Consider the following 12,800-nt stretch of genomic DNA (forward strand, 5'->3'; position numbering starts at 1 on the left):
AGTCGCGAACGGAGGTGGCTCGGTGAGCGAGACGGTGGTCCACGTGCTGCGGCACGGCGAGGTCTACAACCCGGGGGGCGTCCTCTACGGCCGGCTGCCCGGGTTCCGCCTCTCCGAGTTGGGCGTCCAGATGGCCAAGGCCGCCGCGCAGGGGCTCGCCGAGCGGCACGTGGTGCACGTGGTGGCCAGCCCGCTGGAGCGCGCCCAGCAGACCGCCGAGCCGATCGCGGCGCAGTTCGGCCTCCCGGTCGGGGTGGACGAGCGGCTGATCGAAAGCGCCAACTGGTTCGAGGGCAAGAAGGTCTCCCCGGGCGACGGCTCGTTCCGCGACCCGCGCAACTGGTGGGTGCTGCGCGACCCGGTCACCCCGTCCTGGGGCGAGGCGTACCAGGCCATCGCGGAGCGGATGTTCGCCGCGCTGCACGCTGCCCGGGTCGCCGCCGAGGGGCGCGAGGCGGTGCTGGTCTCCCACCAGCTTCCGATCTGGACGCTGCGCCGGTACGTCGAGCGCAAGCGGCTCTGGCACGACCCGCGTAAGCGGCAGTGCGGCCTGGCCAGCCTCACCTCGTTCCACTTCGACGGCGCCAAGGTCGTCGGCATCGGCTACTCCGAGCCGGCGGCCCACCTGGTCGCGATCTCGCCGACCGCCCGGACGGCCAAGGGGGCCTGATGCGTTCCCGGAGGCCCCTCGCCGCCCTGCTCGCCGCCGTCACCGCCGTGACGGCGCTGGTCGGCTGCTCCTCCGGCAGCGAGGAGAGCAAGTGCGCCAACAAGGCCGGCGTCATCGAGTGCGCCCCGGACCAGCGCTCGGCGGCCCCGAAGATCACCGGTGACCTGCTCACCGGCGGCGGCTACGACGTCTCGCAGGCCCGCGGCCAGGTGGTGGTGCTCAACTTCTGGGGCTCCTGGTGCGCGCCCTGCCGGGCCGAGGCCGACGACCTGGAGGCCACCTACCAGGCCACCAAGGCCTCCGGGGTGACCTTCCTCGGCATCAACGTGCAGGACAGCAAGGACAAGGCGGTCGCGTTCGAGCAGGGCCGGGTCACCTACCCGAGCCTCTTCGACCCGGCCAGCCGGCTCGCGCTGGCCCTGGACATCCCGCCGAACACCATCCCGGCCACCGTGGTCCTGGACCGGGAGGGCCGGATCGCCACCGTGATCCGGGCCGCCGTCACCCAGGACGGCCTGCGCCCCGTCGTCGAGCGGATCGCCGCCGAGCAAGCGGCCTCCGGGTCCCGCTGATGGGCGAGACGTTCCGGGAGGTCGCCCAGTCCGGGCCCCTGCTGCTGGCGATCGGCGCGGCGGTGCTCGCCGGCCTGGTCAGCTTCCTCAGCCCGTGCGTCCTGCCGCTGATGCCGGGCTACCTGTCGTACGTCACCGGCCTGGCCGGCGCCGACCTGGAGGGCCGGGCGCGAACCGAGCCGGCACCGGCCGGCGGGGACGCCCCGACCGGCGGCGGGGTCGCCGTGGCGACCGGCGGGGTGGCCGTCGCGGCCCGGCCGGCGGCCGCGGTCAAGGGCCGGGTGCTCGCCGGGACGCTGCTGTTCATCGCCGGCTTCACCGCCGTCTTCACCGCCACCGCGATCCTCTTCTCCGGCGTCGGCAAGGTCTTCTTCCAGCACGAACGCGCCCTGGAGATCGTCATCGGCGGGCTGGTCGTGGTGCTCGGGCTCGGCTACCTCGGCCTGGTGCCGGGGATGCAGCGCGAGTTCCGGATCAACCGGCTGCCCGCCGCCGGGCTGCTCGGCGCCCCCGTCCTCGGCGCGGTCTTCGCGCTGAGCTGGCTGCCCTGCACCGGCCCGACGCTCGGCGCGGTGCTCGGCATGGCCACCGTCGGCGGCAAGACCGACCGGGCCGTGGTGCTGGCCGTGGCGTACTGCCTCGGGCTGGGGGTACCGTTCGTCGTCTTCGGGCTGGGCTTCCACCGCCTGCTCGGGGTCTTCCGCGCCGTCCGGCGCAACAGCCGTTGGGTGACCCGGATCGGTGGCACCCTGCTGATCCTGATCGGCCTGGCGCTGGTCACCGGCGGCTGGCAGAACTTCGTGATCTGGCTGCAGACGCACGTCGGCGTGGGCGAGGTGAGCATCTGATGACGACCGTGGACGACCGGCCGGCCGCGCCGGCCGGGGCGCCCCGGCGGCGGGTCAACCCGGTGCTCGCCCTGCTGCGCAACTCGTGGCGGCAGCTGACCAGCATGCGTACCGCGCTGATCCTGCTCTTCCTGCTCGCGGTCGCCGCCATCCCCGGCTCGGTGCTGCCCCAGCGCGGGGTGAACCCGGAGAAGGTCAACCAGTTCTTCGTCGACCACCCCGGCCTGGCCCCGAAGCTCGACCGGATCGGTGCCTTCGCGGTCTTCGGCTCCATCTGGTTCTCCGCGATCTACCTGCTGCTCTTCACCTCGCTGGTCGGCTGCGTCCTGCCCCGGATGCGGGACCACCTGCGGGCGCTGCGCTCCCGCCCGCCGGCCGCCCCGAAGCGGCTGGACCGGCTGCCCCAGCATGCGGTGCTGGCCGCCCCGGCCGCCGCCGACCCGGCGGCCATCGCCGCCGTGCTGCGCCGCCGCCGCTGGCGGGTCGAGGTCCGCGGCGACGAGGTCTCCGCCGAGAAGGGCTACCTCAAGGAGACCGGCAACCTGCTCTTCCACACCTCGCTGGTCGCCGTGCTGCTCGGGGTCGCGCTCGGCTCCTGGTACGGCTGGCACGGCAACCGGCTGCTGGTGGCCGGCGTGGAGAACGCCTTCTGCAACACCCGCCAGCAGTACAGCGAGGCCTCCCTCGGCCCGCGCGTGGACAGCAGCGACCTGCCGCCGTTCTGTCTCACCCTGGACGACTTCCACGCGAAGTTCCTGCCGTCCGGACAGCCGGCCAGCTTCCGGGCCACCGTGACGGTGGACGAGCCGGACGGGTCGAAGCGGACCGCCGACTTCTCGGTCAACTCCCCGCTGCGGCTCGGTTCCGCCAACGTCTACCTGCTCGGCCACGGGTACGCCCCGATCCTGAGGTACACCGACCGGTACGGCCGCAGCCAGACCAGCACCGTGCCGTTCCTGACCACCGGCGACGTCGGACTGACCGGCGAGGGCCTGGCCGCGTTCCCGGACGCCAACGTCGACCCGAAGACCGGCAAGCGCGCCGCCGACCAGCAGGTCGCCTTCGACGGGCTCTATCTGCCGACCGCCCCGGACACCGGGCCGTTCGTCACGTCGAAGTTCCCCGAGGAGCGGAACCCGGCGGTCGTGCTGGTCGCGTACCGGGGCAACCTCGGGCTGGACGCCGGCATCCCCGGCTCGGTCTACAAGCTCGACCAGCGGCAGGTCGACAACGGCAAGCTCAAGCAGCTCGGCGACAAGAAGCTCGGCGTCGGCGAGAAGTGGACCCTGGACGACGGCAGCACGCTGGAGTTCCTCGGCACCAAGCCCTACGTCACCCTCTCCGTCCGGTACGCCCCCGGGCAGGCGCTGCTGCTCGGCGCCTGTGTGGTGCTGCTCGCCGGCCTGATGGGCTCCCTCTTCGGCCGGCGGCGGCGGGTCTGGTTCCGGGTGACGCCCCCGGACGATGGATCTCCGACGAGCGGTAGTAGCTTGGTGGAGGCCGGTGGGCTGCCGCGCACCGAACACCCAGGGTTCGCCGACGAGTTCGCCCAGTTGGTCGCCGCAGTCAGCGCCGACGAGCGGGGCGACGAGCGGACGCGAGAAGGAGTCGAGTGATGTCCGCACTCTCCGACCAGCTGGTGACCTTCGCGATCCTGGCGTACCTGGTCGCGATGATCAGCCACGCCGTCGAGTACGCGCTCGGCAACGCCCGGGCGGTGCCGGCGACGGCCGCCGCCCCGGCCCGGGCACTGGTCGGCGCGGGAGTCGGCGGTGCCGGCGGGACCGTCGAGGTTCCGGCCGCTCCGGTCGAAACCCGGGCCGGCCGGTCGGCGCAGCGGGCCCTCGTGGCCGGTCGGATCGCCGGCTGGGTCACCGCGCTCGCCGCCGCGCTGCACCTCGGGGCCCTGGTCGCCCGGGGGGTCGCCGCCGAGCGGATGCCCTGGGGCAACATGTACGAGTTCGTGCTGACGGTCACCTTCATCGGGACCGCGGCCTGGCTCGCGGTGCTTTGGAGGCGCCCCGCACTGCGCCGGCTCGGGCTCTTCCTGACCCTGGTCATGGTGCTGCTGCTGGCCTTCGCCGAGCTGAAGCTCTACGTCCAGGTCACGCCGCTGATGCCGGCGCTCCAGTCGTACTGGTTCGTCATCCACGTGTCGACGATCGTCTTCGCCTCCGGCATCTTCCTGCTCGGCGTGGTGCCGGCGGTGGCGTACCTGATGCGGGCCGGCTGGGAGCAGGGGCGGCGCAGCTTCCCGTACACGCTGGCCCGCCGGCTGCCGGCGGCGGCCGGGCTGGAGCGGATGACCTTCGCGCTGCACGCCTTCGCGTTCCCGATCTTCACCTTCGCGGTGATCGCCGGGGCGATCTGGGCCGAGGCGGCCTGGGGCCGGGCGTGGGGCTGGGACCCCAAGGAGACCTGGGCGTTCATCTCCTGGGTGGTCTACGCCGGCTACCTGCACGCCCGGGCCACCCCGAGCATCAAGCGGAACGTGGCCACCTGGATCGCCGTCCTGGGCTTCCTGACCATGCTGATGAACCTGTTCGGGGTCAACTTCTTCTTCACCGGCCTGCACTCGTACGCCGGCGTCAGCTGACCTGTCGGGTCCTCGGCGTCGCCCGGCTCGCCTGAAGCAGGGGCGAGAGGCCGTCCGGATCACCCACCACGTACGCGTCGTCCATGGGGCCATCGTGGCCCTCGGCCGCCGAGGTGTCACCCACTCGGCAGCCCCGACCGGCGACCCCTCCTCGAATCCCCTTTGCTCTGCTTCAACGGAGGCAACAGTCACCGGCCGTTCCTGTTGCCTCTGGTTAAGCAGAGCAAAGGGCGCGACCGGATGGTTGCCGGGCCGAGCGGGGCGACGGTCCGGGGCTGGGCGAGGATGACGGTCGGACCCGGCCCACCGGTCAGCCGCCGAACCAGCCGGGTACGTCCAGGCGGAAGAAATTGGCCGAGGCGACCGTGCGCAGGTCGTCCTCCATTGCGGCGACGCGGTCGGGGCCGAGCGTCGCCGTCCAGCGGTCGCGCAGCTCGTCGAAGACGACCGCGGAGCGGCGCAGCCCGTCCAGCCCTCGCTCCGTCATCCGGACCAGCTTGCGCCGGGCGTCGGCGGGGTCGTCGGCGCGCTCGAGGTAGCCCAGGGCGACCAGCCGGTCCACCGTCTTGCCGGCGGCCTGCTTGCTGACGCCGAGACGCTGGCCGAGCTCGGAGGCGGTGGTGCCGTCCGGGCCGACGGCCTGGAGGACGAAGCCGTGCGCCGGCCGCAGCTCCGGGTGCCCCTGCCGGGCCAGCTCGGCGTGCAGGTCGTCGATGAGCGTACGGAAGCCGGCCAGCAGCAGCAGGGGCAGCGCGAATCCGGGGCGGTCAGGCGTTGCCATGCTCGACAACCACGTTTACTATTTGGTCAACCACGTTGACCATCGTATCCGAGAGGGGTCGGCATGTCCCGACCGGTCTTCACCGCCCACACCCCCGACACCGCGCCCGCCGCCGCGCGCCCGACCCTGGACGCCGCGCAGAGGAAGTTCGGCTACCTGCCCGCCGCCGTCGCCCTGATGGCCGAGTCCCCCCAGCTGCTGAAGGGCTTCCTCGGCGCCAACGCCGTCTTCGAGGCCGCCAGCCTGGCCCCGGTGGAACGGGAGGTCCTGGTCCTCACCGTGGCCACCCGCAACGAATGCCATCTCTGCGTTGCCATGCACACCCCCACCCTGGCCGGGCACGGCGGTACGCCGGAGCTGGTCGACGCGCTGCGGGCCGGCACCGAACTGCCCGACGCGCGGCTGGAGGCGCTGCGCCGGTTCACCCTGGCCGTCCTCGACCACCGGGGCGCCGTCCCGGACGCCGAGCTGGCCGCCTTCCTCGACGCCGGCTGGCAGCCCCGGCACGCCCTCGACGTGGTGCTCGGCGTCGGCACCTACACCATCTCGACCTTCGCCAACCGGCTCACCGGCGCGCCGCTCGACCCGCCGCTGGCCGCGTACGCCTGGCAGCCGGCCGGGTAGACGTCAGCCGCGCAGGAAGGGCAGCAGCAGGGCGCTCAACTCCGCCGGTCGCTCCTCGAAGAGCCAGTGGCCGCAGTCCTCGACCACCTCGCCGGAGACCGTGTCGGCGTACCGGCGGACCTGCTCGGCCACCTGCTCGCCGAGGCTGGCCCGGGCGCCGACGGCGAGCACCGGCATCGGCAGCTTCGTCGACCGGTACGCGGCGTTGTCCGCCACGTCCTGCCCGAACGCCCGGAACCAGTCGAAGCTGGCCCGCAGATGGTCCGGGTCGCGCAGGTGCCGGGCGTACTCCTCGGCGTCCTCCGGCCCGATGCTGCCCTTGTGCACCATCATCGAGTCGGTGAAGCGGTCCACCCAGAGCGCCTCCCGGCCGCCGATCAGCTGCTCCGGCAGCCCGTTGGCGACGTTGAAGAAGCCGAAGTTCCACACCGCCGGGCCGGCGGCCGTCAGGGCCGGGATCGTGTAGAGGCTCTCGTCCGGGATCGGCGCCTCGGTGAGCACCAGCCGGGACACCACGTCGGGATGGGCGGCCGCGTAGGCGTACGCGACCATGGTGCCCAGGTCGTGGCCGACCAGCCGGAGGTCGCCGGTCAGGCCGAGCCCGGTGAGCAGGCCGTGCAGGTCGGCGGCGATGTTCTTCTTGTCGTACCCGCCGGCCGGGGCGTCGCTGTCGCCGAAGCCGCGCAGGTCCGGCGCGACCACCTCGAACGAGCGCGCCAGCTCCGGCAGCAGGTGCCGCCACATGTGCCAGCACTGCGGATAGCCGTGCAGCAGCACCAGCGGGGGACCGCTGCCACCCCGGACGTAGTTGAGGCTCACCTCGCCGACCCGTGCCCGCTGCTCGCTGAAACCCGCCGGGATCCGCCCGCCGCCCATCGCCGCCCCCTTCGCCGCCGGACGGCTCGACTACCCGGCGGTCGCCCGGCCATGCCCGGTCCGTGCCGGCATCGGCCGCGTCACACCACCCGGCTTGGGCGACCGGGAGGCCGGTGCGGGAGACTGGCGGACATGGCGGCTCGTGGCTTCCCGTACACCGATCTCAAGGACTTCCTCGCGGCGCTGGAGCGCGCGGGCGAGCTGCGGCGGGTGAGCGTCCCGGTCGACCCCACCCTGGAGATCAGCGAGGTGGTCACCCGGACCGTCCGGGCCGGCGGCCCGGCCCTGCTCTTCGAGCGCCCCACCCGGGGCGAGATGCCGGTCGCGATCAACCTGTTCGGCACCGAGAAGCGGATGGCGATGGCGCTCGGCGTCGACTCGCTCGACGAGATCGGCGAGCGGATCGGCGCGCTGATCAAGCCGGAGCTGCCGGTCGGCTGGTCCGGCATCCGCGAGGGCCTGGGCAAGGTCATGCAGCTCAAGTCGGTACCGCCGCGCAAGGTGAAGACCGCCCCCTGCCAGCAGGTGGTCTACCGGGGCGACGACGTCGACCTGAACCGGCTGCCCGGCCTCCAGGTCTGGCCCGGCGACGGCGGGATCTTCCACAACTACGGGCTGACCCACACCAAGCACCCGGAGACCGGCAAGCGCAACCTCGGCCTCTACCGGCTCCAGCAGCACGGCCGCAACACCCTCGGCATGCACTGGCAGATCCACAAGGACTCCACCGCCCACCACGCCGTCGCCGAGCGGCTCGGCCAGCGGCTCCCCGTCGCGGTGGCGATCGGCTGCGACCCGGTGGTCTCCTACGCCGCCTCCGCGCCGCTCCCCAGCGACATCGACGAGTACCTGTTCGCCGGCTTCCTGCGCGGGGAGCGGGTCGAGATGGTCGACTGCCTCAGCGTGCCGCTCCAGGTGCCGGCGCACGCGCAGATCGTGCTGGAGGGCTACCTGGAGCCCGGCGAGCGGCTGCCGGAGGGCCCGTTCGGGGACCACACCGGCTTCTACACCCCGGTCGAGCCGTTCCCGGTGCTGCACATCGAGGCGATGACCATGCAGCGCGACCCGGTCTACCACTCGATCGTCACCTCCAAGCCGCCGCAGGAGGACCACGGCCTCGGCAAGGCCACCGAGCGGATCTTCCAACCGCTGCTCAAGTTGCTGATCCCGGACATCGTCGACTACGACCTGCCGGCCGCCGGGGTCTTCCACAACTGCGCGATCGTGTCGATCCGCAAGCGCTACCCGAAGCACGCCCAGAAGGTGATGAACGCGATCTGGGGCGCCCACCTGATGTCGCTGACCAAGCTGATCGTGATCGTCGACGCCGACTGCGACGTGCACGACTACAACGAGGTCGCCTTCCGCGCCTTCGGCAACGTCGACTACGCCCGCGACCTGCTCCTCACCGAGGGGCCCGTGGACCACCTCGACCACGCGTCGTACCAGCAGTTCTGGGGCGGCAAGGTGGGTGTCGACGCGACCCGCAAGCTGCCCACCGAGGGCTACACCCGGGGCTGGCCGGAGGAGATGTCGATGTCGCCCGAGGTGGTCTCGCTGGTCGACAAGCGCTGGAAGGAGTACGGGATCTGATGGCGGTCCTCGACGCGCCGGCCGAGAAGCCGGGCCGGGTGAAGTCGTTCCTCAAGCTCGTCGCGATCGAGCACTCGGTGTTCGCGCTGCCGTTCGCGTACCTGTCGGCGCTGACCGCGATGCGGGTCGACGGCGGGCGGGTGCGCTGGCTCGACCTGCTGCTGATCACCGTGGCGATGGTGGGGGCGCGGACGTTCGCGATGGCCGCCAACCGGATCCTCGACCGGCGGATCGACGCGCGGAACCCGCGTACCGCCGGGCGGGAACTGGTCACCGGGGCGGTGAGCGTGCGGACGGCCTGGACCGGCGCGGCCGTCGCGCTGGTGGTCTTCCTCGCCGCCGCCGCCCTGCTCAACCCGCTCTGCCTGGTGCTCGCGCCGCTCGCCGTGATCCCGCTGGTCGTCTACCCGTACGGCAAGCGGTTCACCAACTGGCCGCACGCCATCCTGGCGATCGCCCAGGCGGTCGGCCCGGTCGGCGCCTGGCTCGCGGTCACCGGCACCCTCGCCGGCTCCTGGCCGGCCTGGCTGCTCGGCGCGGCCGTCGGCCTCTGGATCGGCGGCTTCGACCTGATCTACGCCTGCCAGGACTCGGAGATCGACCGGGAGATCGGTGTGCACAGTGTGCCCGCCCGGTACGGCCGGCGCTTCGCGCTGCACGCCTCCACCGTCGCGCACGTGGTCACCTTCGCGCTGTTCATCTGGTTCGGCGCGCTGGTCGGCTTCGGCTGGCTCTGGTGGATCGGGCTGGCGTTCACCGCCGTCGCCTTCGGCTACCAGCACCTGGTGGTCAGCCCCACCGACCTCAGCAAGGTCAACCGCGCCTTCTTCACCGCCAACGGCTTCGTCGGCATCGCGCTCTTCGTCTTCGCCCTGCTCGACCTGGTGGTCCGCCTCGACCTGCGCCCCTGAGCGGCGGGGTCAGGACACGGGGGCAACCGGGTAGCGGCCGCTCTCCAACGTCCAGTCCACCGTGCCGCGCACGGCGTGGGCGACCCCGTCGAGGTGGGCGGTGACCGCCTCGTCCAGCGCCGGACCGAACGACGGCACCGCGGCGCGCAGCGCCACGAACCGGGCCATCCCCGCCCGCCAGCGCTCGGCCACCAGGTTCACGGCGGTCCCCACCGGCACCCCGTACTCGGTCGCCATCGCCAGCACCAGGTTGTGCCCACCGGCGCTGGCCCGGTCCTGGTCCAGCGACGCCAGGTCGTTGAACCAGGAGAGCAGGTCGTTGCCGAGGTCGGCGATCCGGCGCAGCGCGGGATGGTGGTAGACCGCGTCGGGCAGCGGCCGGCCGGTCGCGAACTCGATCAGCGGGTACGACACGTACGCCGCCGAGGTCGCCCGGCGCAGCTGGACGTACTCGGCCACCCCGGGGGCCCGGCCGGCGGCCTTCGCGACCGCCTCCCGCCAGGCGCCGTCCAGGTGGTCGGCGACCGCGTCGGCGAAGCGCAGCCGCCAGCGGGCGGGCATCCGCCGTCGGGGCTCCCGCCACGCCTGCACGAGCAGCCGCCGCAGCGGCCCCGAGAAGCCGGGATGGCGTGCCCGGGGCCCCTCGCGCAGCAGGGCGAGCACCCCGTCGCGCAGCGCGCGGATCTGCGGCGGAGTCAGCCGGTCCGGCCGGTCACAGGCGTCGTCCACCAGGAAGAACCAGGTGAACAGGGATGTCAGCACGCGCAGGTCCGGCTCGGTGGCGTCCGGGTAGAGCCGGCCGGCGTACCGGGCGAAACCCGCCCGGCGCAGTCGACCCAGGGCCACCGCGTCCAGCGGCAGGTCGAGGCCGACGAGCTGGTCGAGCAGCCAGTGCTGGGTGCGGTCGGCGTACGGGGAGAGCCGGGGCGCGAGCGGGCAGCCGGACCGCAGCGACCAGAGCAGCGCCTCCGTCATCCCGATCCCTCCCGTGGCCGTGGATCGCCGACGGAAGCATGCCAGGTCGCCGGGACGGCCGTGACCCGGCGGGACAACGACGACGCTCCCGGGACAAGGGGGACGCTCCGGACCGGTACGACGGGGGTGCCCGCCGGTCCCCGCCGCCGACCAGGCACGCTTGTCGTATGCGCGAACCATGGGTGGTCGGCGTCTCCGGTGCCTCCGGCACGCCGTACGCGGCAGCCGTCGTGCGGGGCCTGCTCGACGCCGGCGCGGCGGTGGACCTGATCGTCTCCCGGGCGGCCCGGCTGACCATCCTGGACGAGACCGGCCGCCCCTTCCGGGACGGGCACTGGGCCGACGACCTGGCCGCCTGGCTGGGTCGTGAGCTGACCGGCGCGGACCTGCGGCACTGGCCCGCCGGTGACCTGGCCGCCGGCCCGAGCAGCGGTTCCTACCGGGTACGCGGCATGGCAGTGGTGCCGGCGAGCACGGCGGCCTGCGCGGGCATCGCGATCGGGCTCTCCAAGGACCTGCTGCAGCGGGCGGCCGAGGTCAACCTGAAGGAGCGGCGGCCGGTGGTGGTGGTGCCGCGGGAGACGCCGGTGACCCGCAGCCACCTGGAGCATCTCATCGCGCTGCACGACGCCGGCGCGGTCGTGCTGCCCGCCAGTCCGGGCTTCTACGGCGCGGGCGCGGCCGCCTCGGCGCAGCAGTTGGTCGACTTCGTGGCCGGCAAGGTGCTGGACGCGCTGGGCGTACCGCACACGCTGTTCCGTCGCTGGTCGGGCGAGCTGGCCGCCGCCCGACGGGACGCGGACCGGACCTGACGGCCGGTCCGCGTGCCGATCCGTACTCAGTACATGCCGGCGTTGGCCGGTCCGGGGCCGGTCGCGGCCGCCGGGCCCATGTTGCGTGGCTTGCCCATGTCCTCCGCCTCGTCCAGCATGCCCTCCCCCTCAAGCAGGGCCCGCACCTCGGATTCCCGAAACCGGCGATGCCCGCCTGGAGTCCGGATGCTGCCTATCCGGCCGGCCGCCGCCCATCTCGTCACAGTCTTCGGGTCAACCCGAAACAGCGCGGCGACCTCACCCGGTGTCAGCAGGCGATCTCCAGTGTCCACAGCCCCCTCCTCGCGTCGACGAAGCCCCCGGCTGAACACACTGCCCCCGGCCGGTGCGAGCCCAGAGCCGTCATGAGGGACGTATGGCAATTACAGCACCAGCGACCTGGCCTGTCCGCCAAAACGCGAAAAACGCACGGCTTGAGAAGTTAGTAAATGCTACCGGCAGAGAACTCCCATGACCATCAGTTTGTGAATGGGTACATGTTGTCACGTTCAACTGATGCCGAGCGTCTCGCGTTACGCCCGAACGGATAGGGTCACTCTCCGTGGACACGATCGACCTGAGCCTCGTGGAGCTGCTGCGCGGCAACGCCCGCCTGTCGTACGCCGAACTGGCCCGCCAGGTGGGCCTCTCCGCCCCGGCGGTGCACGAACGGGTCGGCAAGCTGGAGTCCAGCGGCGTCATCCGGGCGTACCGGGCCGAGGTGGAGCCGGAGGCGATCGGGCTCGGCGTGACCGCGCTGATCGGCATCGTCGAGGACTCCGGCGGGGACACCGACGACGTGTTGGAGGCGTTCCGGCAGATGCCGGAGATCGAGTCCTGCTACTTCATGGCCGGGGTGGAGTCGTTCCTGCTCAAGGCGCGGGTGGGCACGATCGCCGAGCTGGAGCAGCTGATCGTCCGGCTGAACCGCACCCCGGGCGTGGCCTCCACCCGCACCGGGATCGCCCTGTCGACCAAGTGGGAGAACCGCCCCCAGCCCGTCGAGCCGCCCACTCCCTGACCCACCCCCGCCGGACGGGGCCCGGCCGGGGCCGCGCCCGGTGCCGTTCGTGGAAGCGTCTCTGGTTCCCTATGCGATTCTCGGCGAGCCGGACATCCGGCTGGCGCTACCGTCCCGGTCGGTTACGGGGGTGGCGTGCACGTGGCGGTGGAAGCCGCGACCGAGGGCTGCCCCGCGGACCTGGTGAGGGTGTCGCGGGGTGGTGGTGGGAACCGTGTGCGGCACCTGGCTGACCGGCCCTTTCGGGTTGGTCTCCTGGGGTGTCCGTCCCGCCGGACGCTGACCGGCAGATCGCGATGGGGAGTCTGCCGGGGCGGGAACCTGCCGTCGCAAGGGCAGCAGGCGTGAGGTCTTGACCGTTGCAGGTCGGGTCTGCTTCGGGGTGGGTACGGTTTTGCGTCGATCCCGCGCCGGCGGGATCGTGGCGGCTCGGGTTGGTCGACGTGTCGGGTGGCGGGCCGGTGTGTCGGTGGCGGTCCGGATCGCGGCGTTGCCGTTACGGCCGCGGCGGGTGTTGGCCT

At 72.6% G+C, this 12,800-nt stretch carries 14 protein-coding genes; 10 read left to right on the plus strand and 4 right to left on the minus strand.

Annotation, left to right across the window (positions count from 1 at the left end; all coding sequences use genetic code 11):
* Positions 1 to 22: 22 nt before the first annotated feature.
* The 5 genes from ACFOYX_RS00200 to ccsB are packed head-to-tail and all read left to right on the plus strand — an operon-like array spanning position 23 to position 4,686.
* The gene (locus ACFOYX_RS00200) at positions 23 to 670 is read left to right on the plus strand and encodes a histidine phosphatase family protein (protein ID WP_109801836.1); all 648 of its coding nucleotides are present in this window, start codon (positions 23 to 25) and stop codon (positions 668 to 670) included.
* The gene (locus ACFOYX_RS00205; RefSeq protein WP_322443116.1) at positions 670 to 1,242 is read left to right on the plus strand and encodes a TlpA disulfide reductase family protein; all 573 of its coding nucleotides are present in this window, start codon (positions 670 to 672) and stop codon (positions 1,240 to 1,242) included. The genes ACFOYX_RS00200 and ACFOYX_RS00205 overlap by 1 nt, the downstream gene beginning before the upstream one ends.
* Entirely contained in the window at positions 1,242 to 2,090 is an 849-nt protein-coding gene (locus tag ACFOYX_RS00210; protein WP_322443115.1) for a cytochrome c biogenesis protein CcdA, read from the plus strand. The genes ACFOYX_RS00205 and ACFOYX_RS00210 overlap by 1 nt, the downstream gene beginning before the upstream one ends.
* Complete coding sequence (locus ACFOYX_RS00215; protein ID WP_322443114.1) at positions 2,090 to 3,706, plus strand: cytochrome c biogenesis protein ResB; 1,617 nt, start codon at positions 2,090 to 2,092, stop codon at positions 3,704 to 3,706. Before ACFOYX_RS00210 ends, ACFOYX_RS00215 begins: the two co-directional genes overlap by 1 nt.
* Positions 3,706 to 4,686 carry a c-type cytochrome biogenesis protein CcsB gene (gene ccsB, locus ACFOYX_RS00220; RefSeq protein WP_322443113.1) on the plus strand — a complete coding sequence of 327 codons (981 nt, stop codon included), beginning with the start codon at positions 3,706 to 3,708 and terminating at the stop codon, positions 4,684 to 4,686. Before ACFOYX_RS00215 ends, ccsB begins: the two co-directional genes overlap by 1 nt.
* Before the next feature lie 310 nt (positions 4,687 to 4,996).
* Here ccsB and ACFOYX_RS00225 read toward each other — a convergent pair whose 3' ends face one another.
* A complete protein-coding gene (locus ACFOYX_RS00225; RefSeq protein WP_322443112.1) occupies positions 4,997 to 5,467 on the minus strand; it encodes a MarR family winged helix-turn-helix transcriptional regulator in 471 nt (156 codons plus the stop codon).
* A 63-nt stretch (positions 5,468 to 5,530) separates the two neighbouring features.
* On the opposite strand from ACFOYX_RS00225, the gene ACFOYX_RS00230 reads away from it, so the two are divergent.
* The gene (locus ACFOYX_RS00230; protein WP_322443111.1) at positions 5,531 to 6,091 is read left to right on the plus strand and encodes a carboxymuconolactone decarboxylase family protein; all 561 of its coding nucleotides are present in this window, start codon (positions 5,531 to 5,533) and stop codon (positions 6,089 to 6,091) included.
* Positions 6,092 to 6,094: 3 nt separating this feature from the next.
* Here ACFOYX_RS00230 and ACFOYX_RS00235 read toward each other — a convergent pair whose 3' ends face one another.
* Entirely contained in the window at positions 6,095 to 6,967 is an 873-nt protein-coding gene (locus ACFOYX_RS00235) for an alpha/beta hydrolase (RefSeq protein WP_322443110.1), read from the minus strand.
* Between the two features lie 132 nt (positions 6,968 to 7,099).
* Here ACFOYX_RS00235 and ACFOYX_RS00240 point away from each other — a divergent pair, with 132 nt between their 5' ends.
* A complete protein-coding gene (locus ACFOYX_RS00240) occupies positions 7,100 to 8,560 on the plus strand; it encodes a menaquinone biosynthesis decarboxylase (RefSeq protein ID WP_109801845.1) in 1,461 nt (486 codons plus the stop codon).
* On the plus strand, positions 8,560 to 9,471 hold the full coding sequence (mqnP, locus tag ACFOYX_RS00245; RefSeq protein ID WP_322443109.1) for a menaquinone biosynthesis prenyltransferase MqnP: 912 nt from the start codon (positions 8,560 to 8,562) through the stop codon (positions 9,469 to 9,471). The genes ACFOYX_RS00240 and mqnP overlap by 1 nt, the downstream gene beginning before the upstream one ends.
* Positions 9,472 to 9,480: 9 nt before the next feature.
* On the opposite strand, the gene ACFOYX_RS00250 is transcribed toward mqnP, so the two are convergent.
* On the minus strand, positions 9,481 to 10,446 hold the full coding sequence (locus ACFOYX_RS00250; protein WP_322443108.1) for a terpene synthase: 966 nt from the start codon (positions 10,444 to 10,446) through the stop codon (positions 9,481 to 9,483).
* A gap of 167 nt (positions 10,447 to 10,613) precedes the next feature.
* On the opposite strand from ACFOYX_RS00250, the gene ACFOYX_RS00255 reads away from it, so the two are divergent.
* The gene (locus ACFOYX_RS00255; RefSeq protein WP_322443107.1) at positions 10,614 to 11,258 is read left to right on the plus strand and encodes a UbiX family flavin prenyltransferase; all 645 of its coding nucleotides are present in this window, start codon (positions 10,614 to 10,616) and stop codon (positions 11,256 to 11,258) included.
* Positions 11,259 to 11,284: 26 nt separating this feature from the next.
* Here the strand turns inward: ACFOYX_RS00255 and ACFOYX_RS00260 are convergent, their stop codons facing one another.
* On the minus strand, positions 11,285 to 11,551 hold the full coding sequence (locus tag ACFOYX_RS00260; protein ID WP_109801849.1) for a BldC family transcriptional regulator: 267 nt from the start codon (positions 11,549 to 11,551) through the stop codon (positions 11,285 to 11,287).
* A gap of 269 nt (positions 11,552 to 11,820) precedes the next feature.
* Here ACFOYX_RS00260 and ACFOYX_RS00265 point away from each other — a divergent pair, with 269 nt between their 5' ends.
* The gene (locus ACFOYX_RS00265; RefSeq protein WP_322443106.1) at positions 11,821 to 12,279 is read left to right on the plus strand and encodes an Lrp/AsnC family transcriptional regulator; all 459 of its coding nucleotides are present in this window, start codon (positions 11,821 to 11,823) and stop codon (positions 12,277 to 12,279) included.
* Positions 12,280 to 12,800: the final 521 nt, after the last annotated feature.

The organism is Micromonospora sp. GCM10011541 (genome assembly GCF_042650725.1).
GTDB lineage: Bacteria > Actinomycetota > Actinomycetes > Mycobacteriales > Micromonosporaceae > Micromonospora > Micromonospora sicca.